This window comes from Streptomyces sp. NPDC056600 (assembly GCF_042792855.1).
In the GTDB taxonomy this organism is placed as follows: Bacteria; Actinomycetota; Actinomycetes; order Streptomycetales; family Streptomycetaceae; genus Streptomyces.
Window position 1 is genome coordinate 1 of the sequence record NZ_JBHTVQ010000078.1, and the last position, 26309, is coordinate 26309.

The window sequence follows — 26309 nt, forward strand, 5'->3', positions numbered from 1 at the left end:
CTCCCACGGGGAGAGGACGGGCCGCGGCGCGTGTGGCGTGTGGCGGGTCAGCGCCAGCTGTGGGGCATCCGGAAGCCCGGCTCGCGCTCCAGACGGCGCCAGCCGGCCCGCACCGAGCCGCCGCGGGCGACGGGCCCGGCGGACGCCGCGGAGGTCGCCCGGGCCAGCAGGATCGCCGTGAGCGCCGCGAGCTCCTCGGGGTCGGCGTGACCCTTCTCGACGCGGATGTCGACACCGGCGGTCATCACATGCACTCCTGGTTGAGAGGTTCGGGGGAGAGGGAGGAGGGAACGGCGGGGTCCGTCACTGCGGCGGGTTGCCGTGCTTGCGCGACGGCAGGTCCGCGTGCTTGTTCCGCAGCATCTCCAGCGACCGCGCCAGCACCTCGCGGGTCTCGGCGGGGTCGATCACATCGTCGACGAGTCCCCGTTCCGCGGCGTAGTACGGGTGCATCAGCTCGGATTTGTACTCCTTGACCATGCGGGTCCGCATGGCCTCCGGGTCCTCGGCGCCCGCGATCTGCCGGCGGAAGATCACGTTGGCGGCGCCCTCGGCGCCCATCACCGCGATCTCGTTGGTCGGCCAGGCGTAGGTGAGGTCCGCGCCGATGGACTGCGAGTCCATGACGATGTACGCGCCGCCGTACGCCTTGCGCAGGATCAGCGAGATCCGCGGCACCGTGGCGTTGCAGTACGCGTAGAGCAGCTTGGCGCCGTGGCGGATGATGCCGCCGTGCTCCTGGTCGACGCCCGGCAGGAAGCCGGGGACGTCCAGGAAGGTCAGGATCGGGATGTTGAAGGCGTCGCACATCTGGACGAACCGCGCGGCCTTCTCGCTGGCCTCGATGTCCAGCACGCCCGCCAGCACCTGGGGCTGGTTGGCCACGATGCCGACGACCTGGCCGTCGAGCCGGCCGAGCGCGCAGACGATGTTCCGCGCCCAGCGCTCGTGCACCTCGAGGTAGTCGCCGTCGTCGACGATCTCCTCGATGACCTTGGTCATGTCGTACGGGCGGTTGCCGTCGGCGGGGACCAGGTCGAGGAGCACGTCCGAGCGCCGTCCGACCGCGTCCCCGGAGGGCAGCCGCGGCGGGTTCTCCCGGTTGTTCTGCGGGAGCATCGACAGCAGGTACCGCACCTCGGCGATGCAGGTCTCCTCGTCGTCGTACGCGAAGTGGCAGACGCCCGAGGTCTCCGCGTGCACGTCCGCGCCGCCGAGCCCGTTCTGGGTGATCTCCTCGCCGGTCACGGCCTTGACCACGTCCGGACCGGTGATGAACATCTGCGAGGTCTCGCGGACCATGAAGACGAAGTCGGTGAGGGCGGGGCTGTAGGCCGCGCCGCCCGCGCACGGGCCGAGCATCACGCTGATCTGCGGGATGACGCCGGAGGCCTTGGTGTTGCGCTGGAAGATGCCGCCGTAGCCGGCCAGGGCGGAGACGCCCTCCTGGATCCGGGCGCCGGCGCCGTCGTTGAGCGACACCAGCGGCGCGCCGGCCGCGATGGCCATGTCCATGATCTTGTGGATCTTGGTGGCGTGGGCCTCGCCCAGCGCGCCGCCGAAGATGCGGAAGTCGTGGGCGTACACGAAGACGGTCCGGCCCTCGACCGTGCCCCAGCCGGTGATCACGCCGTCCGTGTAGGGCTTCTTGTGCTCCAGTCCGAACCCGGTGGCCCGGTGCCGGCGCAGCTGCTCGACCTCCTGGAAGGACTCCGGGTCCAGCAGCAGCTCGATGCGCTCCCGTGCGGTCAGCTTGCCCTTGGCGTGCTGAGCCTCGGTGGCCTTGTCGCTCGGTCCGGCCAGCGCGCGCGCCCGGATCTCGTGCAGCTCCGCCACGCGCCCTCGGGCGTCGGCCGGCTCGGTCAGGTCCTCCGTGGGCTCGTCAAGTGCCTCTTCCACAACGGTCATGTAGCGACCATACGAAGGGGGACGGACGGACCGGACCGTCGACTCCGTACAGTGTCCGGCGCGATTTCCTGGCGCTACCGGACAGAAGACCCCGCCGGTGCAGGCATTCCTCCTGCCGAACCGCCCGTGCCGTTGTCGGGGTGCCACAAAGGGGCTGCGCCGTCCGGGTGAGGGGCGGCGGGGTGGTGCGGGCAGGGCCGAGCGGGTGACGCCGTCAGGAAGTCTCCACTACGCGCCTCCCGGATGCGGCAGATGTCTCCAGGAACAGAACCCCGAGAGAGACGGTTGAATCTTAAACAGAATCGCGCTACCTTCGTGGTCGTCGGGAGTTGTTGAAACTTCAACCGACAGCGGTCCTGTTCCGTTCCGCCCGTATCCGCACACGTTCCCAAGGAGCACGTCATGGGTCTCTTCAACCGCAGCAACGACGCCGCCGCGACCGCCCCGGTCAGCCCGGACCTCGCCGCCCTGACCGGCGACTACACCGTCGACCCGTCGCACACCACGCTGGGCTTCGTCGCCCGTCACGCCATGGTCACCAACGTCAAGGGCGAGTTCCGGGAGTTCACCGGCAGCCTGCACCTGGACGGCTCCGACCCGTCGAAGTCCACCGCCTCGCTGGACGTCGTCGTGAACAGCATCGACACCGGTTCCGCGGACCGCGACGGTCACCTCAGGAGCGCGGACTTCTTCAAGACCGACGAGTTCCCGACCATGACCTTCCGCTCCACCGCGGTCGAGGCCGCCGGCGGCGACGACTACCGGGTCACCGGTGACCTCAGCCTCCTGGGCGTCACCAAGGAGATCACGATCGACCTGGAGTTCCAGGGCGCCGCCAAGGACCCGTTCGGCAACGAGCGCGTCGGCTTCGAGGGCCGCGGCGAGATCCTGCGCTCCGACTGGGGCGTCTCCTGGAACGCCGCGCTGGAGACCGGCGGCGTACTGGTCTCGGACAAGATCAAGCTCCGCTTCGACATCTCCGCGATCAAGAGCGCGTGACGCCGGTGGGCTGCGGAAGTCCCCCGCCCCGGACGGGGCGGGGGACACGCGTGGCCGACCCTCCCGGGGGCACACGGGCTACACCCTGTCCCCCTCCTGCGGGACGCCGCCCCCGCGCCGTACCGGCGGTGCGGCCGTCCGCCCGCAAGGTGGCCCCCATGCCTCACCTCGTGGACGCGCGCCCCGCACTCCTGTGGCCGGCGGCGGCCGCCGCCGTCTTCACCGCGGCCCAGCTCGTCCTGGTGCCCGGCACCGGCCTCGGCTGGGACGAGATCGTCTACGTCACCCAGGTCGAGGGCGACACCCCCGCCGCCTTCTTCTCCGCGCCCCGCGCGCGGGGCGTCAGCTGGCTGAGCGCCCCGGTCGCCGCCCTCACCGACTCCGCCGCCTCCCCGGCGGCCCTGCGCGTCTACCTGGCCCTGCTCGCCGGACTCGGACTCCTGCTCGCCCTGCGGGTCTGGCGCACCCTGCTCCCGCCCCCGGTGCTCGGCGTCGCCGGGCTGTTCTTCGCGGGCCTGTGGATCTCCCTCTTCTACGGCCCCCGCGCCATGCCCAACCTCTGGTGCGCCCTCGGCGCCCTCGCGGCCACCGGCTGGTTCCTGCGCGCGGTGCGCCGCCGCCCGGGCCGGGCCGCGGACCGCCGGGCCCCCTGGTGCGCGGCCGCGGCCGTCGCCTTCGTGGCCCTGATGCGCCCCGCCGACGGACTCTGGCTCGCCCTGCCGCTGTGCGCCGCCGCGTTCGCAGTCCCCGCCTGGCGCCACCGGCGGACCCTGCCCCTCCTGCTGGCCGGCGGCCTGGCCCTGGGCGCGCTGCCCTGGGTGGTCGAGGCGTACGCGTCCTACGGGGGCCTCCTGGCCCGGCTCGCCCGCGCGGGCGAGATCCAGGGCGGCATGGGCCTGCGCTTCGCGGTCGACGACCAGGTCCGCTCCCTGGTCGGACGCACCCTGTGCCGCCCCTGCGTCGGTCCCTGGAACCACCGGTGGACCGCCGCCTGGTGGTTCCTGCTGCCCCCGGTCACCGTCGCCGGGGTGCTCGTCGCCCGGCGGGCCGGACGTCAGGCGGCGTCGCTCCTCGCCGCCGTCGTCGCCTCGTCCCTCGCCGTCACGTACCTGTTCACCATCGACTACGCGGCCCCGCGCTTCCTGCTGCCCGCCTACGCCCTGCTGGCCGTCCCCGTCGCCGAGGCGCTGGTGGCCGCGGTGCGGGCCGTGGGACGGACCCGCGGGCGCCGCCGCGTCGCACTCGGCGGAGGACTCGCGGTGGTCCTCGCCGGTCACCTCGCCGTCCAGCTGGCGGTGGCCGCCGAGGTGACCGAGCGCAGCCGGGCGCAGCACCGGGAGCTGACCGCCGTCGCCGCGCAACTGCGCCGGCTCGGGGTGCGGCCGCCGTGCGTGGTCGCCGGGGACCAGTTCGTGCCGGTCGCCTACTACACCGGCTGCTCCTCGCGGCAGCCGGTCGGCGGCCACGACGGCAGCATCACGGTGGCGGGGCTGCTGCGGCTCGGGCACACCCGGCCGCTCGCCGTGATCACCGTGGACGGCCGCCGTCCGCCCGGGTTCGCGGGCGGCTGGCGGCCCGCCGAGCTGGGCGGAGGGCATGTCGCCTGGCTCCCGCCCGGCGGGCCCGCCGGGCCGAACGCAGGACAAGGGCCGCTCGCCGGGCGTACCGTCGGACCATGACCGTCAGGGCCGTCCTGTGGGACGTGGACGACACCCTCTTCGACTACCGCACGGCGGACCGCGAGGGGATCGCCGCCCACCTCGCCGCCGAGGGCCTGCTGGCCGGGTTCGACGGGCCCGACCACGCCCTCGCCCGCTGGCGGGAGGTGACCGAGCTGCACTGGGGGCGCTTCGCCGCCCGCGAGGTCACCTTCGAGGAGCACCGGCGCGACAGGGTGCGGACCTTCACCGGCCGCGACGACCTGGACGACGCCGCGGCCGACGCCTGGTTCGACCGGTACTTCGCCCACTACGAGGCGTCCTGGGCGCTCTTCCCGGACTTCCTCCCCGCCCTGGAGGCCCTGGTCCCCAGCCACCGCCACGCGGTGCTCTCCAACTCCAGCCTCCTGGTGCAGGAGCGCAAGCTGCGGCGGCTGGGCGTGCTCGACCGCTTCGAGGCCGTGCTCTGCGCGGCCGAGCTGGGCGTCTCCAAGCCGGAGGCCGGCGCCTTCCACGCGGCCTGCGACGCCCTCGGGCTGCCGCCGGGGCAGGTCGCCTACGTGGGCGACCACCCGGAGATCGACGGGCGGGGCGCGGCCGAGGCCGGCCTGCTCTCGGTCTGGATCGACCGCCACGGGGAGGAGCCGCCCGGGGAGGAGGGGGAGCGCGCCTGGCGTCGCATCCGGTCGCTGGCGGAGCTGCCCGGGGTGCTGGGGGCGCCGGGAGCGCCGAGGCGGCCGGGCGCGGAATCCCGTTTTGGAGCACGGTCAACCTTCGGGTAATGTTCTTCCTGCGCCGAGGGGAACGGGCAGGAGCCCGGAACCGGAAGCGCACAACTAGAACAAGGACCTCCCGCTCGGGGGGCTTGCGTTCCAGTGGCCTATGGTGTAATTGGCAGCACGACTGATTCTGGTTCAGTTAGTCTTGGTTCGAGTCCAGGTAGGCCAGCTCGCAGAGCTCATCTGCAAAGCCCCCGTTGTGTAGCGGCCTAGCACGCCGCCCTCTCAAGGCGGTAGCGCCGGTTCGAATCCGGTCGGGGGTACTGGTTCTCTTCGGAGGACCGACAAGAGGCCCCCGTTGTGTAGCGGCCTAGCACGCCGCCCTCTCAAGGCGGTAGCGCCGGTTCGAATCCGGTCGGGGGTACAAGCTGGTCTAACCACGCATTGGTCAGCCATGCATTGGTCTATGGTGTAATTGGCAGCACGACTGATTCTGGTTCAGTTAGTCTTGGTTCGAGTCCAGGTAGACCAGCTCGGATCTGCGGAAACGTAAGATCCTCGCCCCCGTTGTGTAGCGGCCTAGCACGCCGCCCTCTCAAGGCGGTAGCGCCGGTTCGAATCCGGTCGGGGGTACAGAAGAGGAAGGGTCCCGTTCGATGAACGGGACCCTTCCTCGTGTGCGTTGGCTGCTCTTCGTGTGGTGGCGGGTGCGTGGATGTCGAGGACGGCCCGTGCCCGCGGGGAGGCGGGCACGGGCCGGCAGGGGTCAACTGGAGCGCCGCAGCGCCTCGGAGAGCCGTGAGGCCGCGTCTATGACGGCCTGCGCGTGCATCCGGCCGGGATGCCGGGTGAGGCGCTCGATCGGGCCGGAGACGGACACCGCCGCCACCACCCGGTTCGACGGACCGCGCACCGGGGCGGAGACCGAGGCCACGCCCGGCTCGCGCTCGCCGATGGACTGGGCCCAGCCGCGGCGCCGCACGCCGGAGAGCGCGGTCGCGGTGAACCGGGCGCCCTGCAGGCCCCGGTGGAGCCGCTCGGGCTCCTCCCAGGCCATCAGGATCTGCGCCGACGAACCGGCCTTCATGGTCAGCGTCGACCCCACCGGCACGGTGTCCCGCAGTCCGGACAGACGCTCGGCGGCGGCGACGCAGATCCGCATGTCGCCCTGCCGGCGATAGAGCTGGGCGCTCTCGCCGGTGACGTCGCGCAGGTGCGTGAGCACCGGGCCGGCGGTGGCCAGGAGCCGGTCCTCGCCGGCCGCCGCGGCCAGCTCGGCCAGGCGCGGCCCGAGAATGAAACGGCCCTGCATGTCGCGCGCCACCATGCGGTGATGCTCCAGGGCCACGGCCAGTCGATGTGCCGTAGGCCTTGCCAGTCCGGTCGCCGCGACCAGACCCGCGAGGGTGGCCGGACCGGACTCGAGAGCGCTCAGCACAAGGGCCGCCTTGTCCAGAACGCCGACGCCGCTGCTGTTGTCCATGCAACGATACTCGCGTCTCACTCTGTGAAACGCAAGTTCACTTTCGCGTGGGAGCCGCCACTCTGGATGCATGGCGTCGTGGTCGCTGCTTCGGTCGGCCGCCACCTGAGTCTCACGAAGTGCGGGGCCGACGTGGTCCTCGCCGAAGGGAAAGCGATGGGTAGGACACTGGCGGAGAAGGTCTGGGACGACCATGTCGTCCGGCGCGCCGAGGGCGAGCCCGACCTCCTCTACATCGATCTGCACCTGCTCCACGAGGTGACCAGCCCCCAGGCCTTCGACGGCCTCCGCAAGAGCGGCCGCACCGTGCGCCGCCTCGACCTCACCATCGCCACCGAGGACCACAACACCCCGACGGTCGACATCGACAAGCCGATCGCCGACCCGGTCTCCCGCGCCCAGCTGGAGACCCTGCGCAAGAACTGCGCCGAGTTCGGCGTCCGGCTGCACTCGCTCGGCGACATCGAGCAGGGCGTCGTCCACGTGGTGGGACCGCAGCTCGGACTCACCCAGCCCGGCACCACGGTGGTCTGCGGCGACTCGCACACCTCCACCCACGGCGCCTTCGGGGCGCTGGCGTTCGGCATCGGCACCTCGCAGGTCGAGCACGTGCTGGCCACCCAGACGCTGCCCCTGGCCCGTCCGAGGACGATGGCGATCACGGTGGACGGCGAGCTGCCCGACGGCGTCACCGCCAAGGACCTGATCCTCGCCGTGATCACCAAGATCGGCACCGGCGGCGGCCAGGGCTACATCCTGGAGTACCGCGGCAGCGCCATCGAGAAGCTCTCGATGGAGGCGCGGATGACCATCTGCAACATGTCCATCGAGGCCGGCGCCCGGGCGGGCATGATCGCGCCCGACGAGACGACCTTCGCCTACCTCAAGGGCCGCCCGCACGCCCCCGAGGGGGCCGACTGGGACGCCGCGGTGGAGTACTGGCGGACGCTGCGCACCGACGACGACGCGGTGTTCGACGCCGAGGTCGTCATCGACGCCGCCGAGCTCGCCCCGTTCGTCACCTGGGGCACCAACCCCGGCCAGGGCGCGCCGCTTTCGGCGACGGTCCCGGACCCCGCCTCCTTCGAGGACCCCTCCGAGCGCTTCGCCGCCGAGAAGGCCCTGGAGTACATGGGCCTGGAGGCCGGCACTCCGCTGCGTGAGGTCGCGGTCGACACCGTCTTCGTCGGATCCTGCACCAACGGCCGCATCGAGGACCTGCGTTCGGTCGCCGAGATCATCAAGGGCCGCAAGGTCGCCGACGGCGTGCGGATGCTGGTCGTCCCCGGCTCCGCGCGGGTGGGCCTGCAGGCCGTGTCCGAGGGCCTCGACGTGGTCTTCAAGGAGGCCGGCGCCGAGTGGCGTCACGCGGGCTGCTCGATGTGCCTGGGCATGAACCCGGACCAGCTCGCTCCCGGCGAGCGCTCCGCGTCCACGTCCAACCGCAACTTCGAGGGGCGTCAGGGCAAGGGCGGTCGCACCCACCTGGTCTCGCCGCCGGTGGCCGCCGCCACCGCCGTCCTGGGCCGGCTCGCCTCCCCGGCCGACCTGTCCGCCGCGCCCGCCCCCGCCGGCGTCTGAGCGATCCGGCACCGAGGAACCGAGGAACCGAGACATGGAAGCTTTCACCGTTCACACCGGCCGGGCCGTCCCGCTGCGCCGCAGCAACGTCGACACCGACCAGATCATCCCCGCGCACTGGCTCAAGAAGGTGACCCGGGACGGGTTCGAGGACGGGCTCTTCGAGGCCTGGCGCAAGGACCCGGAGTTCGTCCTCAACCGCCCCGAGCGCGAGGGCGCCACCGTCCTGGTGGCCGGCCCCGACTTCGGCACCGGCTCCTCCCGTGAGCACGCCGTCTGGGCGCTGCAGAACTACGGCTTCAAGACCGTGATCTCCTCGCGGTTCGCCGACATCTTCCGCGGCAACTCGCTGAAGAACGGCCTGCTCACGGTGGTGCTGGAGCAGTCCGTGGTGGACGCGCTGTGGGAGCTGGTGGAGAAGGACCCGACCGCCGAGATCACCGTCGACCTCGAGGCCCGCGAGGTGCGCGCCGAGGGCGTCACCGCGTCCTTCGAGCTGGACGAGAACTCCCGCTGGAGGCTGCTGAACGGCCTCGACGACATCTCCATCACCCTGAGCAACGAGGCGGACATCTCCGCCTACGAAGCCGAACGGCCCGCCCACAAGCCCAGGACGCGCGCCGCATGAGCGCGGCCTGAGCAACGCCCGGGCCTAGCGCCCGGAGCCGTCGAGGCCCCCGGAACCGACCTGACCGGTCGGATCCGGGGGCCTTTTTCGGCCATCGCGCGAGGGTCCCGCGACGCCCCGCCGCCACGAACGGGGGTACCTGCGCGCCGGTCGGCGGAGCGAGGTTGACGGTGTCCGATTCGTTCCCAACTCCGTGTTTTAGCTGCGGTGTTGTGCGGGTACCCGAGCTCTGGCGCTGCTTTCGGACGGTGCCGTCGACGGGCCCTTCGAGGGAGCAGTTGCCCCCCGCGCAGGCGACAACTCGCCCTAGATGGCACAATCTGTGCATGGAACACGACGGCCAACTCGCGCTCTATGCGGCAGTCGCGGACCGACTCAAGGAAGCGCACACAAGAGTGCGCGCACTGCAAGTCCCGGAGGGCGTACGGGTGGCGCTGACCCGGAAGCTGCTGATCATCACGGCGGCTGCCAAACACGATCTCGGTGACGCGACGAAGCGGCTGGAGCGGTTCACGGACGATCTCGCGCAGGGGCGATTCCCCGCCGAGGGTCTCTGAGCGCTCCGGGGCGGTCGAGTCCGTTGCGGCACAAGGGTGATTAGCCCGTTTCGTGTTTGATTTGCGGTATATATCTGCCTAACGTGCGAAAACGCTTGAACGGATACGTTCTGGCAATGTCTCCGAAGGGGAAGACGTGAACAAGGCGCAGCTCGTAGAAGCGATTGCCGACAAGGTCGGTGGCCGTCAGCAGGCCGCCGACGCGGTGGACGCGGTCCTGGACGCCATCGTCCGCGCGGTCGTCGCCGGGGACCGGGTGTCGGTCACCGGGTTCGGTTCCTTCGAGAAGGTCGACCGTCCGGCGCGTTACGCCCGCAATCCCCAGACGGGGGAGCGGGTGCGGGTGAAGAAGACCTCCGTGCCGCGCTTCCGCGCAGGTCAGGGCTTCAAGGACCTGGTCAGCGGCTCCAAGAAGCTTCCGAAGAACGACGTCGCGGTGAAGAAGGCCCCCAAGGGCAGCCTCACCGGTGGCGCCTCCGCCACCGTGAAGAAGGCCGCGGCCAAGAAGACCACCGCCGCGAAGAAGGCCTCCGCCGCCAGGACGACGGCCGCGAAGAAGACCACGGCCGCCGCCAAGAAGACCACCGCCGCGGCGAAGAAGAGCACGTCGGCGACGGCGAAGAAGACCTCCGCCGCCGCCAAGAAGACCACCCCGGCGAAGACCACCGCGACGGCCAAGAAGACGTCCGCCGCCGCCAAGAAGAGCACCTCGGCGCCGGCGAAGAAGGCCACCGCGAAGAAGGCGCCCGCCAAGAAGTCCACGGCGCGCAAGACCACCGCCAAGAAGACGACCTCGCGCGGCGGCAAGTAGGACCGCCACGCGCCCCTGGGGCAGCTCGCGCGCCGGGCCGGACTCCTCTCGGAGTTCCGGCCTGCGGCGCGTTCAGGGGCGTACGTCCCTTGGCCGGGGGCGTGCGGGCCCGGGACCCGCGGGCCTCAGAAGGTCTGGAGCGTGATCAGGGTGATGTGCGGCGTGCCGTCCGCCGTCGGCCTGTGGCCGATCTCCAGGCGCACCCGCTGCCCGGAGCGCAGCAGCAGGAGGCCGCCCGCGTCGAAGGCGGCGGCGTCGAAGGGGACCGGCGTGCCGTCGTCGAGGAGCACCTGACCGGTGCGGGTGTCCGGGTCGAAGGTGTAAGCGGTGGCCTGCATGCGGTCAGCGTACCGGCGGGGCGGGTCGGCGCCCGGCGTTCCCGTGAGGCGTGCCCGGCCCGGCGCTCCCGGCGAGACGTTCCCCGTGAGGCGTTCCCGTGAGGCGTGCCCGGCCCGGCGCTCCCGGCGAGACGTTCCCCGCGAGGCGTTCCCGTGAGGCGTTCCGCGAGGCGCGACGGCTCCGCTCGCGCCTCAGGGCCCGGCCGGCAGCAGACGCGCGGCCGCGGCCGCCGTGCGCGGTCCCACGCCCAGGGCCAGGGCGGCGCGCAGGTCGGCGCCGGTGTCCACGTCCTGGCGGACCGACTCCACGTCCGGCACCAGCAGCTCGGCGGCGCCCGAGCCGGCGTGCCGGGCCCGGGAATCCGGTCCGAATTCCGGGCGCAATTCGACGCCGGACGACGCCGTCAGCAAAGTCGTCCCGATTCCCGCCGCGTCCGCCAGAAAGGCGCGCGGGAATTCCGCCGCCGCGTCCAGGACACGGGCCAATTCCGCCGGCCGCAGTGCCGGGAGATCGGCGTTCAGCGCCGCGACCCCCGCCCCGGGCCGCCGCCGGCGGACCACCGAGGCGCCGTGGGCCAGCGCGGCGTTCAGCCCGCCGCCCGCCGTGGCCTCCGGTACGACCCGTGCGCCCAGGCCGCCCAGTTCGCGCGCGGCCAGCGGGTCGTCCGTGACTACTGCCACATCCCGCACCGCGCCGCAGGCCAGCGCCGCGGCCACCGTGTCCTGCGCGAACGCCAGCGCGAGCCCCGGCCGCAGGACGTCCGGGGCGGCGTCCGACAGCCTGCTCTTGGCCCGCGCGAGGGGCTTCAGGGGGATGACCAGGGTCCAGTGCACGCGCGTTCGTACCTCTCTTGTCGCCCACATTGTCCCCCCGTGGGTCCGGCGACGGGACGACGGCCGTCGCCGGACGGGGCGTACGGTGTTCTCGACAGACGGTCGGCCCGGGGCCACACTTGTGCGACTCACGGCCGACGAACCGAAGAACCAGGCCCTGGCCCCGTACGGCCGGACGGGCCCAAGAGGAAGGTGTGCGCGTGCCTCGCCGCAGAATCGGCTTCTGGTACCGCTTCGCAGCGGTCATCGCCAAACCGCCGCTGGTGCTTCTGCTGAAGCGGGACTGGCGAGGAATGGAGAACATTCCGGCCGAGGGCGGCTTCATCACGGTCGTGAACCACATTTCGCACGTGGACCCGCTGGTGTACGCGCACTACCAGTACAACACCGGTCGCCTGCCGCGCTTCCTCGCCAAGAGCGGGCTGTTCAAGAAGGGGTTCGTCGGCACCGTCATGCGCGGCACCGGCCAGATCCCCGTCTACCGCGAGTCCACCGACGCGCTCAGCGCCTTCCGCGCCGCGATCGACGCGGTGAACCGCGGCGAGTGCGTGGCCTTCTACCCCGAGGGCACCCTCACCCGGGACCCCGGCGTCTGGCCGATGACCGGCAAGACGGGCGCCGCCCGGGTCGCGCTGAGCACCAAGTGCCCGGTGATCCCGGTCGCCCAGTGGGGCGCCAACGAGCTGCTGCCGCCCTACGGCAAGAAGCCCAGTCTCCTCCCGCGCAAGACGGCCCGCGTGGTGGCCGGTCCGCCCGTCGACCTCTCCCGCTTTTACGACCGTGAGATGACGCCGGAACTCCTCAAGGAGTGCACCGAGGCGATCATGGACGCCATCACCCGCGAGCTGGAGCAGATCCGCGGCGAGAAGGCGCCCGCCCGCCGCTACGACCCCCGCGAGGTCCGCCTCGAGCAGCGTCGCCAGGCGGCCGCCCGCCAGGCCGCCGAGCGGACGACCGGGTCCGCCGCCGCGGCGGGGGAGGGGAACGGCAAGTGACCGACCCCGCCGCGAACGACTCCCTCGGCAGCGAGGCCCGCCCGGGCGAACCCGTCCGGGCCGCCGTCTTCGGCGCCGGCTCCTGGGGCACCGCCTTCGCCGTCGTGCTCGCCGACGCGGGCTGCGAGGTGACCCTCTGGGCGCGCCGCCCCGAGGTGGCCGAGGCGATCAACTCCACCCGGGTGAACGCCGACTACCTGCCCGGCGTCGAACTCCCCGCGGGGATCCGGGCCACCGCCGACCCCGCCGAGGCCGCCCGCGACGCGCACTTCACCGTCCTGTCGGTCCCGTCCCAGACCCTGCGCGGCAACCTGGCCGCCTGGACGCCGCTGCTCGCCCCCGACACGGTGCTGGTCTCCCTGATGAAGGGCGTCGAACTGGGCTCCGCGATGCGGATGAGCGAGGTGGTCGCCGAGGTCGCGAAGGTCGGCCCCGAGCGCGTCGCCGTCGTCACCGGGCCCAACCTGGCCCGCGAGGTGGCCTCCCGGCTGCCCACCACCGCGGTGGTGGCCTGCGCCGAGGAGCCGGTCGCCCGCCGTCTGCAGGCCGCCTGCCACACCCCCTACTTCCGCCCCTACACCAACACCGACGTGGTGGGCTGCGAACTGGGCGGCGCGGTCAAGAACGTCATCGGCCTCGCGGTCGGCATCGCCGACGGCATGGGCCTGGGCGACAACGCCAAGGGCTCGCTGATCACCCGCGGCCTCGCCGAGACCACCCGGCTCGGGCTCGCGATGGGCGCCGACCCGCTGACCTTCGCCGGCCTGGCCGGCCTCGGCGACCTGGTCGCCACCTGCTCCTCGCCGCTGTCGCGCAACCACACCTTCGGCACCAACCTCGGCAAGGGGATGACGCTGGAGGAGACCATCGCCGTCACCCGGCAGACGGCCGAGGGCGTCAAGTCCTGCGAGTCGGTGCGCGACCTCGCCCACCGGCACGGGGTGGACATGCCGATCACCGAGATGGTCGTGGAGATCGTCCACGAGGGGAAGCCGCCGGCGGTCGCGCTCAAGGAGCTGATGGGGCGCGACCCCAAGCCGGAACGGCGCTGACCCGGTCGTCCGCGAGGGTCCGGCCGGCGCCCGGTGCGCGGCCGGACCACCGTCGTCCCGCCCCGCGGCAGCCCCGCCGCAGCCCTGCGGTGGCCCTGCCCCGGCCCTGACCTCGCCCGGCGCGGGGCAGACCGGGCGAATCGACCGTGTGCCCGAGCGCGTTCGCCGACGTGTGCGAGAGCAGCGGGTACGCTCAATCCGTTATGAGCACCCAGAACCTCCCCCAGAGCCCTGAGCGGACCGCCGAGGAACCGCAGCGCAAGCCGCGCGTCGCCGTCGTCTTCGGCGGCCGCAGCTCCGAGCACGGCATCTCCGTGGTGACCGCCGGCGCCGTGCTGCGCGCGATCGACCGGACGAAGTACGACGTCCTGCCGATCGGCATCACCCGGGAGGGGCGCTGGGCCCTGACCGCCGACGAGCCGGACCGCATGGCGATCGCCGAGCGCACCCTGCCGGGCGTGGACGAGCTCGCCGAGTCGACGGAGGGCGGCGTGGTGCTCCCCGTCGACCCCTCCAGCCGCGAGGTCGTCTACAGCGAACCCGGGTCGGTCTCCAAGACCCTGGGCGAGGTCGACGTGGTCTTCCCCGTCCTGCACGGCCCCTACGGGGAGGACGGCACGCTGCAGGGACTGCTCGAGCTCTCCGGCATCCCGTACGTCGGCGCGGGCGTCCTCGCCTCCGCCGTCGGCCAGGACAAGGAGTACATGAAGCGGGTCTTCACCTCCTTCGGCCTGAAGGTCGGCCCGTACGTGGTGATCCGCCCACGCGAGTGGGAGCAGGACCAGGCCGCGGCCCGCAAGAAGATCGTGGACCTCGCGGGCGACCACGGCTGGCCGCTGTTCGTGAAGCCGGCGCGGGCGGGCTCGTCCATCGGCATCACCAAGGTCGACGACCTGTCCGGGCTGGACGACGCGATCGCCGAGGCCCAGTTCCACGACCCGAAGATCATCGTCGAGGCGGCGGTGGTGGGGCGCGAGATCGAGTGCGGCGTCCTGGAGTTCGCGGACGGCCCGCGGGCCAGCGTCCCCGCGGAGATCCCGCCCGCGCAGAGCCACTCCTTCTACGACTTCGAGGCCAAGTACATCGACTCCGCGGCGGGCGTCGTGCCGGCGCCGCTCACGCCCGAGGAGACGGCCGAGATCCAGCGGCTGGCGGTCGAGGCCTTCGACGCGGCGTCCTGCGAAGGGCTGGTGCGGGCGGACTTCTTCCTCACCGAGGACGGGGAGTTCGTGATCAACGAGATCAACACGATGCCGGGCTTCACGCCCATCTCCATGTATCCGCGCATGTGGGAGGAGACCGGGGTGTCCTACCCCGAGCTGGTGGACCGGCTGATCCAGGCCGCCCTGCGCCGTCGCACCGGCCTCCGCTGACCCGTTCCTGACCGCGGCCCCCTCTCCTCGGCCCGCACCTCCACGGCCCCGCCCGGCGTCACCGCCGCGCGGGGCCGTCGTGCGTCCCCGTCCGGGGAACGGCCCCGCCTCCCACGCCTCCCGCGGACCGTTCGGGCGCGCGTGTAGGGCCGGTGGGGTGACCTGGCCCGCCGGAAGGGTCCGGGGCGGGAAGGAATCAGCGCATCCATTCACCATCCCTCGGCCGAAGCACAGGTATGCAGGTGACCGAGAGTGAAGAGGGGTTGCGCATGCTGGGACTGCGGCTCGCGGTGGCCGAACCGGCCAGGCCGCCCGGAGGTCCGCCCACGGCCCGTGAGGCCGTCCGGGCGGTCGAGGCGGAACTCGCGGACGTGCTCGACGAGGCGCTGGCCCGCGCCCGCGACACGGACCCCGTGTACGCGCGCGACGTCGCCGACCGTCTCGCCGCGTTCGTCCGGCGCGGCGGTCGCCGGATGCGCGCCGCGTTCGCCTGGTGCGGCTGGCAGGCCGCCGGCGGCACCGGTGACCCGACGCCCGTCCTGCGCACCGGCGCGGCCCTGGAGCTGCTCCAGGCGTGCGCGCTGGTCCACGACGACGTGATGGACGGCTCCGCGCTGCGCCGCGGCGCCCCGGCCCTGCACGTGGAGTTCGCCGAACTGCACCGCGCCGCCACGACGGCCGCCCGCGGCACCGGCGGCTCCGGCACGGCCTTCGCCCTGTCCGCCGCCGTGCTCGCCGGGGACCTCGCCCTCGCCTGGGCGGACGACCTCATGACGGAGACCGCCCTCGGCTCCCCGCACGGCCGCCGGCTGCTGCGCGAATGGCGCGCCATGCGCGGCGAGATGGTGGCGGGCCAGTACCGCGACCTGCACGCGCAGGCCACCGGGGCGTCCGGGATGGACGAGGCGATGACCGTCGCCACCCTCAAGAGCGCCCTGTACACCGTCGAGCGCCCCCTTGCCCTCGGCGCCACTCTGGCCGGGGCGGAGGCGGACGCCACGGAGGCGCTGCGCCGCGCGGGCCGCAGCGCGGGACTGGCGTTCCAGCTCCGCGACGACCTGCTCGGCGCGTTCGGCGACCCCGTCCTCACCGGCAAGCCAGCCGACGACGACCTGCGCACCCGCAAGCTCACCTGCCTGCTCGCCGCCGGCGTCCGCCTCGCCGAGGCCACCGGCGACACGGAGGCCGCCGCGGCGCTCGCCGTCGGCGCGCCGGCCGGCACCGAGCAGGACCTGCGGCGGATGCGGGCCGCGCTGACCCGCACCGGGGCGCGCAAGGCCGTCGAGTCGCGGATCGGGGAGCTGGCCGAGGACGCCCTGCGGCACTTCGGCGGCACCGGCGCCCGGCCCGCCGTCCGGCGGGAGTTCGCCGCCCTGGTCGCCCGGGCCGCGGGCGTCTCCCTCGACCACGCCGACGTCACCGGGGAGGAGGCGTGAGGACGGTACCGGGTCCCACGGACCACGTCGTCGTGGTGGGCGCCGGCCTGTCCGGCCTCGCCTGCGCCCTGCACCTGCTCGGCGCGGGCCGCCGGGTCACCCTCGTCGAACGCGAGGACGGCCCCGGCGGCCGGGCCGGCCGCGCCCGCCTCGGCGGGTACGAGATCGACACCGGCCCCACCGTGCTGACCATGCCGCACCTGGCCGACGAGGCCTTCGCCGCGGTGGGCGACAGCCTGCGCCACCACGTCGAGCTGACGCCCCTGCACCCCGCCTACCGGGCGAGCTTCGCCGACGGCAGCGCGCTCGACGTGCACACCGACGGCGCGGCCATGGAGGACGAGGTCAGGCGGTTCGCCGGACCGGCCGAGGCGGACGGCTACCGCAGGCTGCGGGACTGGCTGGAGCGGCTGTACCGGGCCCAGATGCGGCGCTTCATCGACACCAACTTCGACTCGCCCTTCCAGCTGCTCCACCCGGACCTGGCCCGCCTCGCCGCCCTCGGCGGCTTCGGACGCCTGGACCGCCGCATCGGCCGGTTCATCGACGACCCCCGGCTGCGCCGCGTCTTCTCCTTCCAGGCCCTGTACGCGGGCGTCGCGCCCGCCCGGGCCCTCGCGGCCTACGCGGTGATCGCCTACATGGACACCGTGGCCGGCGTCTGGTTCCCCAAGGGCGGCATGCACGCGCTGCCCCGCGGGATGGCGGACGCGGCGGCGAAGGCGGGCGCCGAGCTGCGCCGGTCCTCGGAGGTCACCGAACTGGAACGCCACGCCGGCCGGGTCCGCGCCGTGCGGCTGGCCTCCGGCGAGCGGATCGCCTGCGACGCCGTCGTGCTGACCTGCGAACTCCCCGCGGCGCACGACCTGCTGGGACGCGCCCCGCGGCGCCCGGTGCGGCTGCGGCACTCGCCGTCCGCCGTCGTCCTGCACGCCGGGACGGACCGCACCTGGGACCAGCTCGCCCACCACACCCTGTCCTTCGGCCACGCCTGGGAGGACACCTTCGAGGAACTCACCCGCTCCGGGCGGCTGATGAGCGACCCCTCCCTGCTCATCACCCGGCCCACCACGCACGATCCCGGGCTCGCCCCGCCCGGCCGGCACCTCCACTACGTCCTGGCGCCCTGTCCGAACACCGCCGTCGGCCCCTCCGCGGCCGCCTGGCACACCCTGGGCCCCCGCTACCGGGACAGCCTGGTCGCCGAACTCGAGCGCCGCGGACTCGACGGGTTCGCCGGCAGCGTCCAGGAGGAGATGCTGGTGACGCCGCTGGACTGGGCGGCGCAGGGACACGCGGACGGCAGCCCCTTCTCGGTGTCCCACACCTTCGCCCAGACCGGCCCGTTCCGGCCCCGCAACCTGGTGCGCGGGGCGGAGAACGTGGTGCTCGCCGGCTGCGGCACCACCCCCGGCGTGGGCGTGCCCACCGTGCTCATCAGTGGCAAGCTCGCCGCCGCCCGGGTCACCGGCCCGAGTGTCCGCAGGACCTCCGTGCACATCCCCGCCGCACCGCGCGGCGGCCGAGCCGTCCCCCCGACCCCGGCAGGTGTCCATGACGCGCCGTGAACTGGACGCGGCGCGGATCACCGATCCCGCGCTGCGCGACGCCTACACCCGCTGCCGCGCGCTCAACGCCCGGCACGGCAGGACCTACTTCCTGGCCACCCGCCTCCTCCCGGTCGAGCGCCGGCCGGCCGTGCACGCGCTGTACGGCTTCGCCCGGCGGGCCGACGACCTGGTGGACGACCTCGGCGCCGGCGCGACGGGCGAGGACCGCGACCGGGCGCTGCGCCGCCTCGAGGACGACCTGGCGCGGGCGCTGCGCACCGGCGAGGGGGACGACCCGGTGGTCAAGGCGGTCACCGACACCGCCGAGCGGTACGACATCGACCACGGTCTGTTCGCCGACTTCCTCGCCTCGATGCGCAGCGACCTGCACGTCACCGACTACCCCACCTACGGCGACCTGCGGGCCTACATGCACGGGTCGGCCGCGGTGATCGGCCTTCAGGTGCTGCCCGTGCTCGGCACGGTCGGGTCCCGCGAGGAGGCCGCGCCGTACGCGGCCGCCCTCGGCGAGGCGTTCCAGCTCACCAACTTCCTGCGGGACGTCGGCGAGGACCTGGACCGCGGCCGGATCTACCTGCCGGCCGACCTCCTCGCCTCCCACGGCGTGGACCGGCCGCTGCTGGAGTGGAGCCGCCGCACCGGCCGCACCGACCCGCGGGTCCGGGCCGCCATGGTCGCCGCGGAGGAGCTGACCAGGAAGGTGTACCGCGCGGCGGAACCCGGCATCGCGCTCCTCGACCCGCTCACCCGGCCCTGCGTCCGCGCCGCGTTCGTCCTCTACGGCGGCATCCTCGACGTGATCGCCGGACAGGAGTACCGGGTGCTGCACCGCCGCGCCGTGGTGTCCGCCGGGCGGCGCGCCGCCACCGCGGCCGCCGGTGTCGCGGGCATCGTCGGCGCGCGGGCCCGCGCCCGCGCGGCCCGTCGCCCGCACCGCCCGGGCGGCGCGGCGCTCCCCGCCGCGAGCCCGGCCGGAAGCCCCGCGGCCGAACGCCCCGTGAAAGGACCCGTCAGTTGAGCGAGCGAGCGGAACGCGACGGCTGGACGTCCCCCCTGCGGCGCCGCCGCCGGTCGGACTGGGCGTCCCAGACGCCGACCTGGCGCGACGCGCGCCCCGGCCTGATCGCCGACGCGCTGAAACGGGCGTCGGCCCGCCCCTCCGGCAACTGGTTCGTCGTCGGCTCCTCCCGCGGAGTGCGCGCCGCCGGCCGCCCGTACGGCCGGACCGTCGCCGGGATGGAGGTGGTGCTCTGGCGGGCGGAGGACGGCGAACTGCGGGCCGGCCCGGGCGTGTGCCCGCACCTGGGCGCCCCGTTGCGGGACAGCCGGGTGGTGTGCGGGACCCTCGTGTGCCACTGGCACGGCCTGGCCCTGAAGGGCGGCCCCACCGCCGGGTGGGAGCCGTACCCGGTGCACGACGACGGCGTGCTGGTGTGGGTGAGGCTCGACCGGGCCGGCGGCGAGGAGCCGACGGAGCGTCCCGTGGTCCCGGCGCGGCCCGTCGAGGGCGCCGGGGTGGACTCCGTGTACACGGGGGTCGGGCGGTGCGAGCCGGAGGACGTGGTCGCCAACCGGCTCGACCCCTGGCACGGCTCCTGGTTCCACCCCTACTCGTTCGTCGACCTGACCGTCGCCCGGCCGCCCGTGGGGGAGGACGACGACGCCTTCGTCGTCGACGTCTCCTTCCGGGTGACCGACCGTCTGGTGGTGCCGGTGCGCGCCGAGTTCACCGCCCCCGAGCCGCGCACGGTCGTCATGCACATCACCGAGGGGGAGGGCAGCACCTCGGTGGTGGAGACCCACGCCACCCCGCTGACCGCCCCCGGCGACCCCCGGCCGCGGACCGTCGTCGTCGAGGCCGTCGTCGCCGCCTCGGACCGGCGCGGCTTCGCCCTGGCCCGGGCAGCCGCGCCGGTGCTGCGCCCGCTGATGCGGCGGACCGCCGGCCGCCTGTGGCGTGACGACCTCGCCTACGCCGAACGCCGCTGGGAGCTGCGCAGCACGGGACGCTTCCCGGGCTGAGCGGGTCGCCCCGTTGTCCCGGTGTCCCGTTCCCCGCCCCCGCCCGCTGTCCGGGCGGGGGCGGCGCTGTCGTCAGCGGGCGGCCAGGGCGCCCAGTGCCCGCAGCGCGGAGGAGCGGCCCGCGCGGGGGACCGTCCACAGGACCTGCCCGCGCACGCCCCAGTCGGCGAGCAGCGCGCTCGCCGCCAGGAACCCGGTGGTCGCGGCGCGTTCCATCAGCGCCACCGGCAGGTCGCAGCGGATCGCGTCACCGGCCAGCGTCACCCGGGGCTCGGGCGTGCGCACGGCGGGCCGCCGCCGGTACGAGCCGACCGGGAAGAACGGGCAGTCGGCCCGCCACTCGTGCCGGACGTCCACCGCGCGGGCGCCGGCCGTCTCCGGGTAGACCCGGTGCAGGGCGGCCAGCAGCCGGTCCTGCGTCTCCTCCCGGTCCGCGCCGGGCGGGACGGCGTACGCGTGCAGTTCCACCACCGAACCGCCGGTCCGGGCCGCCCAGCGCGCCGCCTCGCCCTCGTAGCGTTCCAGCACGCTGATGTTGTCCAGGCCGTCGTAGCCGCTGGTGCCGAGGAAGCCGGGCCGGTCGGCGCGCACCGGCCGGTCCAGCCAGAGCCGGGAGACCAGGAAGGGCGGAGCGGTCCGCAGCGCGGCCACGTCGTCCCGCCAGGCGGGGGTGCCCAGGTCCGGGGAGGCGTCGACCAGCGTGCGCAGCGCCCCGGGGTCGAGGGCCAGCACGGCGGCCTCGTGCCGCTCGGTCGCGTCCCCGGCCAGCACCTGGACACCGCCGCCGTCGACGGGCCGCACCTCCCGCACCGCCGTGCCGGTGCGGACGCGGGCCCCCAGGCCGCGCAGGTAGTCGCCGAGCGGTTCCCACAGGGCCTGCGGGAAGGGCTCGGCGGGCACGTCGAAGAGCAGGCCCTCGGAGGAGCCGAGGAAGTAGATGTGGAACATCAGCAGCAGCTCGGCCGCCGACAGCTCACGCGGGTCGGCGAAGAAACTGCGGGAGAACACCTCGAACGCCAGGTGGTGCGCGGCCTCGGGGAAGCGGACGCTCTCCAGGAAGGCCGTCGCGCTCATGCCGTCGAAACGCTCGTAGACCTCGGGCACCCGGACGTCGAGCAGCGGCAGCGCGGCCCGGGCGTCCATCGACGCCAGGTCGCGCCAGCCGAAGGTGGGGCTGAGGGCGACGAAGCCGAGGGCGCTGAACGGCGGGGTGCGCGGCACGCGGGCGAAGCTGTCCGTCAGCCCGCCGCTGTGCCGCAGCGGGTAGTCGGGCAGCGGCCGGAGGCGGTCCAGCCCCGGATCGGTGCGCCGCAGCAGCCCTCGCAGGTTGTAGTACTGGCGGAAGAAGGCATGGAAGCCGCGGCTCATGGTGGCCTCTGAGCCGTCGGCGAGCCGGGTGCCCCAGCCGGCCAGGCGGCCGCCGAGCGTCGGGCCCTGCTCGTACAGGGTGACCCGGGCGCCCCGCTCGGCGAGCAGGGTCGCCGCGGCCAGCCCCGCGATGCCCCCGCCGACCACGGCGACGCCGGGCGCGTCCCCGGGGGAGAAGCGGCCTCGGCCCGGCGCGGGCATCAGGACCTCGGCCCTGCGGTCGCGGCCCCGGCGGGCGGCGCGCGGACGGGACGACGAGCGGTGCGGGGCGTGGGCGGGGGAGGCGGGGGCGAGGGTGTGGGCCGGGCTCGGGGCGGGGGGCGTCATCGGCGGTGGTCTCCGGTGGGTGGGTCGGACGGCGGACGGCGGCGGAGGAAGGGCACCTCGAGGGCGGTGCGCAGCATCGGGCCGACAGGGGTGCGCAGCCCGACGCCGAACTCCTCCCACAGGGAGGTGCGGCCGTCGAGGAAGCGCAGCAGGCGTTCGGCCGGCACGCGGCGGAACAGGTCGGTGAAGAAGACGGGGCCGTCGATGCGGCCGGTGTCCAGCGCCCGCAGCATCACCGCGTCCATGGCGAGGGCCCGCCGCCCGTGCGGAGCGGGGACCCTCGCCCGCCCCGCGCGCAGCGCGTCCGCGACGGCCCGGCTCTGGCGCTGCACGGCGGCGAAGGTGTAGCCGGTGGCCGGCCGGGTCGCGCCGCCCGCGGTGCCGATCCGGAAGACGGAGCGGCCGGGCCGGCGGGCGAAGCGCCCGTCCGTCATGGGGATGACGCCCTGCTCCGACGCCTCCACGGTGAGCGCGCCGAGCCCGAGCACCTCACGGCAGTAGTGGTCCAGCGCCGCCTCGTAGGCCTCGGTGGTGAGAGGGGCGCGGGAGAACTCGGTGTACTCCACCAGCGCCCGGTCGGGAGCCAGCGGCAGCACGTAGCCGAAGGCGAGCCCGTGGCGCGGCTGCGGCACGCGGAAGTCCATCAGGTCGGCCACCGCCGGGTCGAACCGGTCGCCGGAGGTGCGCACGAACCAGCCGCGGAAGTGCTGGAGCAGGTGGGTACGGGCCGGCGGCAGGGTGGGCGCGGGGCGGGAGTCGAACACGTGGCGGGCGTGGAGCAGCAGCGTCTGCCCCTCCCGGGTCGTGCAGCGCACCGCGGCGCCGTCGGCCGTCTCCCGTACCGCCTCCGCCGTGGCCCGCAGGATCCGGGCGCCCGGGGAGCGGGCCAGCCGGGCGTGCACCAGCCGTTCGAAGTCGGGGGAGCGGATCATCCGGTAGCGCAGCGGGGCCGGGTCCACGGTGACGGCGTGGCCGTCGGCGCCGTGGACGCGCAGGCGGGACCAGGAGGCGGCCACCGCCTCACGCAGGTCGCCGTCGGCGGGGTGGCCGCCGGCGTGCCGGCCCTGGGCGTGGTGGCGGTCGGCGGGGTGGCTTCGGGCGTGGTGACCGTCGTGACCGCCGTCGGGGTGTGCGTCGGCGCCGTCGTCGTCGGCGGTCCAGTGGCACCAGGTGCGCTCGGGCGGGCGCAGAGGGCCGTCGGGGGCCTCCACCAGGGTCAGGGTGAGGGAGGGCGCCTCCCGCGACAGCCGGTGCGCCAGGCTCAGCCCGGCCGCGCCGCCGCCGAGGACCACCACCTCGGACGTCAGGGAGGACGCGGCGGAACGCGCGCCGTCGAGGGTCACAGTCCACTCCCGGAGGTCTCAGGCGGGTCGCCGGCCTTGCACGTGTCATCGTCTCTTCCGCGGCGGGGCCCGTGGTGGATGCGGCGCGCGGGCCTCGGCGTCGTCAGCCGGGTGACACGGCAGCGTCAGCCGGGTGACACGGCGTCGGCGAGCACCTCCCGGGCCGCCCGGGTGCCCGAGGCCAGCGCGCCCTGGACGCTGCCGGTGGCCCGGTGGTCGCCGCAGACGTACCGCCCGGCCCCCGCACGCGTGGTGCGGCTCAGCGGCCACGGCGGCTCCATCGCGGGCAGGGCGCCCCGCACGGTGTACACGGCGACCTGCCGCCAGTCGCCGGTGCCGGTCCCGTACAGCTCTCCCAGGCGGCGCAGCACCGCCTCGCCGCGGCCCGGCCGGTCGTCGCCCAGCACGGAGGTGGAGACGAGCGCGGTCCCCGGCGGCGCGTAGGTGGGCGTGACCTTGCTCAGCACGCAGGTGTTCAGCACCTGGAGGGTGCTGTCCACCACCAGCGTCGGCTCGTCCAGCGGCGGGCGGGTGGCCGCGTGGTAGTAGGTGGTGACGGTGCGTCCGGCCGGTGCACCCACCCAGGGCAGCAGCCGCGCCGCGGTGGCCGCGTCGGTCGCCACCACGACGTCACGGGCGGCCAGTTCGCGGCCGTCCGCGAGGAGCACGCCGTCCTCGGTGACCGCCTCCACCGGGGCCTCGAGGCGGAGCACGCCCTGGGGCAGGCCGTCGGCCAGTTGGGCGGGGACGGCGCCGATGCCGTCGGCGGGCAGGCAGAGCGTGCCGCGGACCATCGTCCGCCAGACCAGGTGGAAGAAGCGGGCGGAGGTCTCCAGCCGGTCCTCCAGGAACACCCCCGACAGGAACGGACGCAGGATGTTCTCCACGGTGTCCGAGGAGACTCCGGCGCAGGCCAGGGCGGCGGCCGTGGAGCGGGTGTCCGGGCTCCTGGTGAGGAACCGGGCCGGCAGCACGGCGTCGCGGGCGGTGATCGCGCCGAGGGCGGCGAGGTCACGGGCCGGGAGGACCCGCCCCGGCAGCAGCGCACCCGCGTCCGCGGGGCGGCGGGTGGGGTCGGAGAGGCGGACGGCACCGTCCGCGGTGTGCGCCAGCAGGCCGGGGGTGAACGGCCTCAGCCGCAGGGCTCCGAGATCGAGGCGCCGCTTGACCTGGGGGTACGAGGTGTTGAACACCTGGAAGCCGCGGTCCAGCAGGAACCCGTCCCGCCGGTCCGTGCGCATCCGGCCGCCCACGCCGTCGGACGCCTCCAGCAGCGCCACGCGCCGGCCCGCGCGGCACAGGTCGAGCGCGCAGGCCAGCCCGGCGAGACCCGCGCCGACGACCACGGTGTCCGGGGCGCGCGACGGCTGATCGCTCATGGTGCCTCTTCCCTTCGGCCTTCCCCGCCGCCCCGCGGGGCGGCGGGCTCCGCCGGGGTCTCCGCCCCGGCCGCGTGCGTGCCCGACCCGACGTCCGGGCGGACCGGGCAGCGCCGCGGCCGAGTACCCGGCCCCCGCCCACCCGCACCTCGCCCCGGCACGACGGGGGCCGAGCGGGCGACGCGACGGCCGGTCTCACCCGCGTGCCGCGGACTCCGGCCGGTCTCACCCGCGTGCCGCGGACTCCATCGCCGTGACGGCCTCGGCGAGGCCCGGCGGGTGGGGGAGTCCCGCGGCGGTCTGGCCGGCCCAGCCGGGGCCCAGGGTGAGGACGGCGGGCCGCCTGCGGGCCCCGCGTACGCCCCACTCGATGGCCGCCACGTGCAGGGCCAGCGGCCGGCTGGCCGTGGTGCGGGACTGGGCCCACAGCCCCACCGCCGCGGGCCCGGTCCGGCGCACGGCGGTCACCAGGGACTCCACCGGCAGCGCCCCGCCGAACATCCGCACCGGCAGGCCCCGTTCGGCGAGCGCCGCCGACAGCGCCTCCAGCGGCAGCGTGTGGTTCTCCCCGGGGACGCAGGCGAGCACCGTGGTGGCGCCGGGCCGGTCGGCGACGACCGGGGGCGCGTGGCGCCGCAGCGCACCGGAGACGTGCCAGGACAGGAAGTGCTCGACCTCCACGTACCGCTCGCCCGAGGTCTCCCACTTGCGGCCCACCGCCTGCAGGGTCGGCATGATCACCTCCGTCCAGGAGGCCACCAGGCCGTGCTCGCGTATGACGTCGTCCAGGAGCCGGTCCAGGGCCACGGCGTCCAGGCGCAGCGCCGCCCGGGCGATGCCCTTGCACTCCTGCCGCACGTCGCCCAGCCGCATCCCCGACCCGGCCCGGCTGCGCGCACCCTCCGCGCGTCCCGGGGCGCCGGCCGACCGACCGCCCGCGCCGCCCCCGCGCGGGGCGGAAGCCGTCCCGTCCTCCTGAGCGGGAGCAGGCGCCCCGTCCCCCCGAAGGGCGGCCGCCGCCCCCCGACTCCGAGGAGCGGGAGCCGTCCCGCCCTCGCGCGAGGGCATGGCCGGTGCCGTCCCGGCGGTCCCGGCGAGGACCACCCGCGCGGCCTCGGCCGGCGGCACCCCCGTCGCCGTCAGGGCGCACATCCTCTCCAGCCGGGCCAGATCCCCCGCCGTCCAGCGCCGGTGCCGGCCGCCGTCGCGCGCGGCGGGCCCCAGCCCGTAACGGCGGTCCCAGGTACGGACCGTGGTCGGCGCCACGCCCAGCCGCCGCGCCACCTCCCCGGTGGTCAGCCCGCCCTCGTCCAGCACCTCGCGGAGTTCCTCGTCCATCGTCCGCGCCTCCTGTCGCTCGCCTCCATCTTACGACGCACAAACGACGCATGTTGAGTGCGTCGAATTCACTCACAAGACTGACGAGCACGAGCCGGTGGCGAGGGCGCACGCACCGTCCTGGCCCGCTCCGCGGGCGGCTCTGTCGCCCGCACGGCGCAGACGGCAGGAGGAACACATCATGACCACCACGTTCACGCGGGACGCCGGTCTCCGGCCCTCGGGGTCCCCGCCCCGGGCCCGGCCGTCCGTCGACGAGGACGAGGCGGAACTCGTCCGCGGACTGCGCACGGCCGACCAGGACGCGTTCGCCGCCGTCTACCGCCGGTGGGGCCCTCTCGTCCACACCATGGCCACCCGCTCGCTCGGCGACTCCCACGAGGCCGAGGACGTGACGCAGCAGGTCTTCCTCGGCGCCTGGCGCGGCCGCGACGGTTACCACCCCGAACGCGGGTCGCTGGGCGGCTGGCTCGTCGGCATCACCCGGCGCAAGATCGTCGACGCGCTGGCGGCGCGGACCAGGCGGCCCGCTCCCCTCGACACCGTCGGGCAGGGCGACGAGGACGTGGGGGGGGGCCCCCCCCCCGGC

General features: G+C 74.5%; 24 protein-coding genes and 5 tRNA genes. 20 read left to right on the forward strand and 9 right to left on the reverse strand.

Annotated features, from left to right (window positions below; translation table 11 throughout):
• Positions 1 to 47 precede the first annotated feature (47 nt).
• The gene (locus ACFRAV_RS27975; protein ID WP_351112010.1) at positions 48 to 245 is read right to left on the reverse strand and encodes an acyl-CoA carboxylase epsilon subunit; all 198 of its coding nucleotides are present in this window, start codon (positions 243 to 245) and stop codon (positions 48 to 50) included.
• 58 nt (positions 246 to 303) lie between these two features.
• Positions 304 to 1836, reverse strand: coding sequence for an acyl-CoA carboxylase subunit beta (locus tag ACFRAV_RS27980; protein WP_382559428.1), 1533 nt, complete (start codon positions 1834 to 1836; stop codon positions 304 to 306).
• Positions 1837 to 2310: 474 nt separating this feature from the next.
• Between ACFRAV_RS27980 and ACFRAV_RS27985 the strand changes: the two genes are divergently transcribed.
• The 8 genes from ACFRAV_RS27985 to ACFRAV_RS28020 all read left to right on the forward strand — a co-directional run bounded on the left by ACFRAV_RS27985 (position 2311) and on the right by ACFRAV_RS28020 (position 5917).
• Entirely contained in the window at positions 2311 to 2907 is a 597-nt protein-coding gene (locus ACFRAV_RS27985) for a YceI family protein (protein WP_382559391.1), read from the forward strand.
• Positions 2908 to 3065: 158 nt separating this feature from the next.
• Positions 3066 to 4586: a hypothetical protein gene (locus tag ACFRAV_RS27990; protein WP_382559393.1), complete on the forward strand. Its 1521-nt coding sequence runs from the start codon at positions 3066 to 3068 to the stop codon at positions 4584 to 4586.
• Positions 4583 to 5347, forward strand: coding sequence for an HAD family hydrolase (locus tag ACFRAV_RS27995; protein WP_382559395.1), 765 nt, complete (start codon positions 4583 to 4585; stop codon positions 5345 to 5347). Before ACFRAV_RS27990 ends, ACFRAV_RS27995 begins: the two co-directional genes overlap by 4 nt.
• 94 nt (positions 5348 to 5441) lie before the next feature.
• A tRNA-Gln gene (locus ACFRAV_RS28000) sits at positions 5442 to 5513 on the forward strand.
• 21 nt (positions 5514 to 5534) lie between these two features.
• Positions 5535 to 5607 (forward strand) — tRNA-Glu (locus ACFRAV_RS28005).
• A 28-nt stretch (positions 5608 to 5635) separates the two neighbouring features.
• Positions 5636 to 5708: transfer RNA gene (locus ACFRAV_RS28010), tRNA-Glu, on the forward strand.
• A 36-nt stretch (positions 5709 to 5744) separates the two neighbouring features.
• A tRNA-Gln gene (locus ACFRAV_RS28015) sits at positions 5745 to 5816 on the forward strand.
• Positions 5817 to 5844: 28 nt separating this feature from the next.
• A tRNA-Glu gene (locus ACFRAV_RS28020) sits at positions 5845 to 5917 on the forward strand.
• A gap of 133 nt (positions 5918 to 6050) precedes the next feature.
• Here the strand turns inward: ACFRAV_RS28020 and ndgR are convergent.
• A complete protein-coding gene (gene ndgR / locus ACFRAV_RS28025) occupies positions 6051 to 6767 on the reverse strand; it encodes an IclR family transcriptional regulator NdgR (protein ID WP_108954235.1) in 717 nt (238 codons plus the stop codon).
• A 156-nt stretch (positions 6768 to 6923) separates the two neighbouring features.
• Here ndgR and leuC point away from each other — a divergent pair, with 156 nt between their 5' ends.
• The 4 genes from leuC to ACFRAV_RS28045 all read left to right on the forward strand — a co-directional run bounded on the left by leuC (position 6924) and on the right by ACFRAV_RS28045 (position 10344).
• The gene (gene leuC / locus ACFRAV_RS28030) at positions 6924 to 8348 is read left to right on the forward strand and encodes a 3-isopropylmalate dehydratase large subunit (RefSeq protein WP_382559398.1); all 1425 of its coding nucleotides are present in this window, start codon (positions 6924 to 6926) and stop codon (positions 8346 to 8348) included.
• 34 nt (positions 8349 to 8382) lie between these two features.
• Positions 8383 to 8976: a 3-isopropylmalate dehydratase small subunit gene (leuD, locus tag ACFRAV_RS28035; RefSeq protein WP_382559400.1), complete on the forward strand. Its 594-nt coding sequence runs from the start codon at positions 8383 to 8385 to the stop codon at positions 8974 to 8976.
• 326 nt (positions 8977 to 9302) lie between these two features.
• Entirely contained in the window at positions 9303 to 9533 is a 231-nt protein-coding gene (locus ACFRAV_RS28040; RefSeq protein WP_351112022.1) for a hypothetical protein, read from the forward strand.
• Positions 9534 to 9669: 136 nt separating this feature from the next.
• Complete coding sequence (locus tag ACFRAV_RS28045; protein WP_382559403.1) at positions 9670 to 10344, forward strand: HU family DNA-binding protein; 675 nt, start codon at positions 9670 to 9672, stop codon at positions 10342 to 10344.
• Between the two features lie 125 nt (positions 10345 to 10469).
• On the opposite strand, the gene ACFRAV_RS28050 is transcribed toward ACFRAV_RS28045, so the two are convergent.
• Both ACFRAV_RS28050 and cofC read right to left on the reverse strand, forming a co-directional pair.
• A complete protein-coding gene (locus ACFRAV_RS28050; protein ID WP_382559405.1) occupies positions 10470 to 10682 on the reverse strand; it encodes a hypothetical protein in 213 nt (70 codons plus the stop codon).
• A gap of 192 nt (positions 10683 to 10874) precedes the next feature.
• Positions 10875 to 11516 carry a 2-phospho-L-lactate guanylyltransferase gene (gene cofC / locus ACFRAV_RS28055; RefSeq protein WP_382559407.1) on the reverse strand — a complete coding sequence of 214 codons (642 nt, stop codon included), beginning with the start codon at positions 11514 to 11516 and terminating at the stop codon, positions 10875 to 10877.
• Between the two features lie 200 nt (positions 11517 to 11716).
• On the opposite strand from cofC, the gene ACFRAV_RS28060 reads away from it, so the two are divergent.
• From ACFRAV_RS28060 to ACFRAV_RS28090, 7 genes are all read left to right on the forward strand, one after another.
• Complete coding sequence (locus ACFRAV_RS28060; protein ID WP_382559409.1) at positions 11717 to 12511, forward strand: lysophospholipid acyltransferase family protein; 795 nt, start codon at positions 11717 to 11719, stop codon at positions 12509 to 12511.
• Entirely contained in the window at positions 12508 to 13563 is a 1056-nt protein-coding gene (locus ACFRAV_RS28065) for an NAD(P)H-dependent glycerol-3-phosphate dehydrogenase (RefSeq protein WP_382559411.1), read from the forward strand. The genes ACFRAV_RS28060 and ACFRAV_RS28065 overlap by 4 nt, the downstream gene beginning before the upstream one ends.
• A 203-nt stretch (positions 13564 to 13766) precedes the next feature.
• On the forward strand, positions 13767 to 14936 hold the full coding sequence (locus tag ACFRAV_RS28070) for a D-alanine--D-alanine ligase family protein (protein ID WP_351112033.1): 1170 nt from the start codon (positions 13767 to 13769) through the stop codon (positions 14934 to 14936).
• A gap of 269 nt (positions 14937 to 15205) precedes the next feature.
• Positions 15206 to 16372 (forward strand): polyprenyl synthetase family protein, encoded by a 1167-nt coding sequence (locus ACFRAV_RS28075; RefSeq protein ID WP_382559431.1) that lies wholly within the window; start codon positions 15206 to 15208, stop codon positions 16370 to 16372.
• Complete coding sequence (gene crtI, locus ACFRAV_RS28080; RefSeq protein WP_382559413.1) at positions 16369 to 17940, forward strand: phytoene desaturase family protein; 1572 nt, start codon at positions 16369 to 16371, stop codon at positions 17938 to 17940. Before ACFRAV_RS28075 ends, crtI begins: the two co-directional genes overlap by 4 nt.
• Positions 17927 to 18961: a phytoene/squalene synthase family protein gene (locus ACFRAV_RS28085; protein ID WP_382559415.1), complete on the forward strand. Its 1035-nt coding sequence runs from the start codon at positions 17927 to 17929 to the stop codon at positions 18959 to 18961. The genes crtI and ACFRAV_RS28085 overlap by 14 nt, the downstream gene beginning before the upstream one ends.
• Positions 18958 to 19965, forward strand: a complete 1008-nt coding sequence (locus ACFRAV_RS28090) for a DUF5914 domain-containing protein (RefSeq protein WP_382559418.1) — start codon at positions 18958 to 18960, stop codon at positions 19963 to 19965. Before ACFRAV_RS28085 ends, ACFRAV_RS28090 begins: the two co-directional genes overlap by 4 nt.
• Before the next feature lie 72 nt (positions 19966 to 20037).
• Here the strand turns inward: ACFRAV_RS28090 and ACFRAV_RS28095 are convergent, their stop codons facing one another.
• The 4 genes from ACFRAV_RS28095 to ACFRAV_RS28110 all read right to left on the reverse strand — a co-directional run bounded on the left by ACFRAV_RS28095 (position 20038) and on the right by ACFRAV_RS28110 (position 25720).
• Positions 20038 to 21534: an FAD-dependent oxidoreductase gene (locus tag ACFRAV_RS28095; RefSeq protein ID WP_382559433.1), complete on the reverse strand. Its 1497-nt coding sequence runs from the start codon at positions 21532 to 21534 to the stop codon at positions 20038 to 20040.
• Between the two features lie 122 nt (positions 21535 to 21656).
• Positions 21657 to 23003, reverse strand: coding sequence for a lycopene cyclase family protein (locus ACFRAV_RS28100; protein WP_382559420.1), 1347 nt, complete (start codon positions 23001 to 23003; stop codon positions 21657 to 21659).
• Between the two features lie 125 nt (positions 23004 to 23128).
• A complete protein-coding gene (locus tag ACFRAV_RS28105; RefSeq protein ID WP_382559422.1) occupies positions 23129 to 24382 on the reverse strand; it encodes an NAD(P)/FAD-dependent oxidoreductase in 1254 nt (417 codons plus the stop codon).
• Between the two features lie 225 nt (positions 24383 to 24607).
• Complete coding sequence (locus ACFRAV_RS28110; RefSeq protein WP_382559424.1) at positions 24608 to 25720, reverse strand: MerR family transcriptional regulator; 1113 nt, start codon at positions 25718 to 25720, stop codon at positions 24608 to 24610.
• A gap of 181 nt (positions 25721 to 25901) precedes the next feature.
• On the opposite strand from ACFRAV_RS28110, the gene ACFRAV_RS28115 reads away from it, so the two are divergent.
• Positions 25902 to 26309: RNA polymerase sigma factor (locus ACFRAV_RS28115; protein ID WP_382559426.1), on the forward strand; the 408-nt coding region annotated here is incomplete at its 3' end.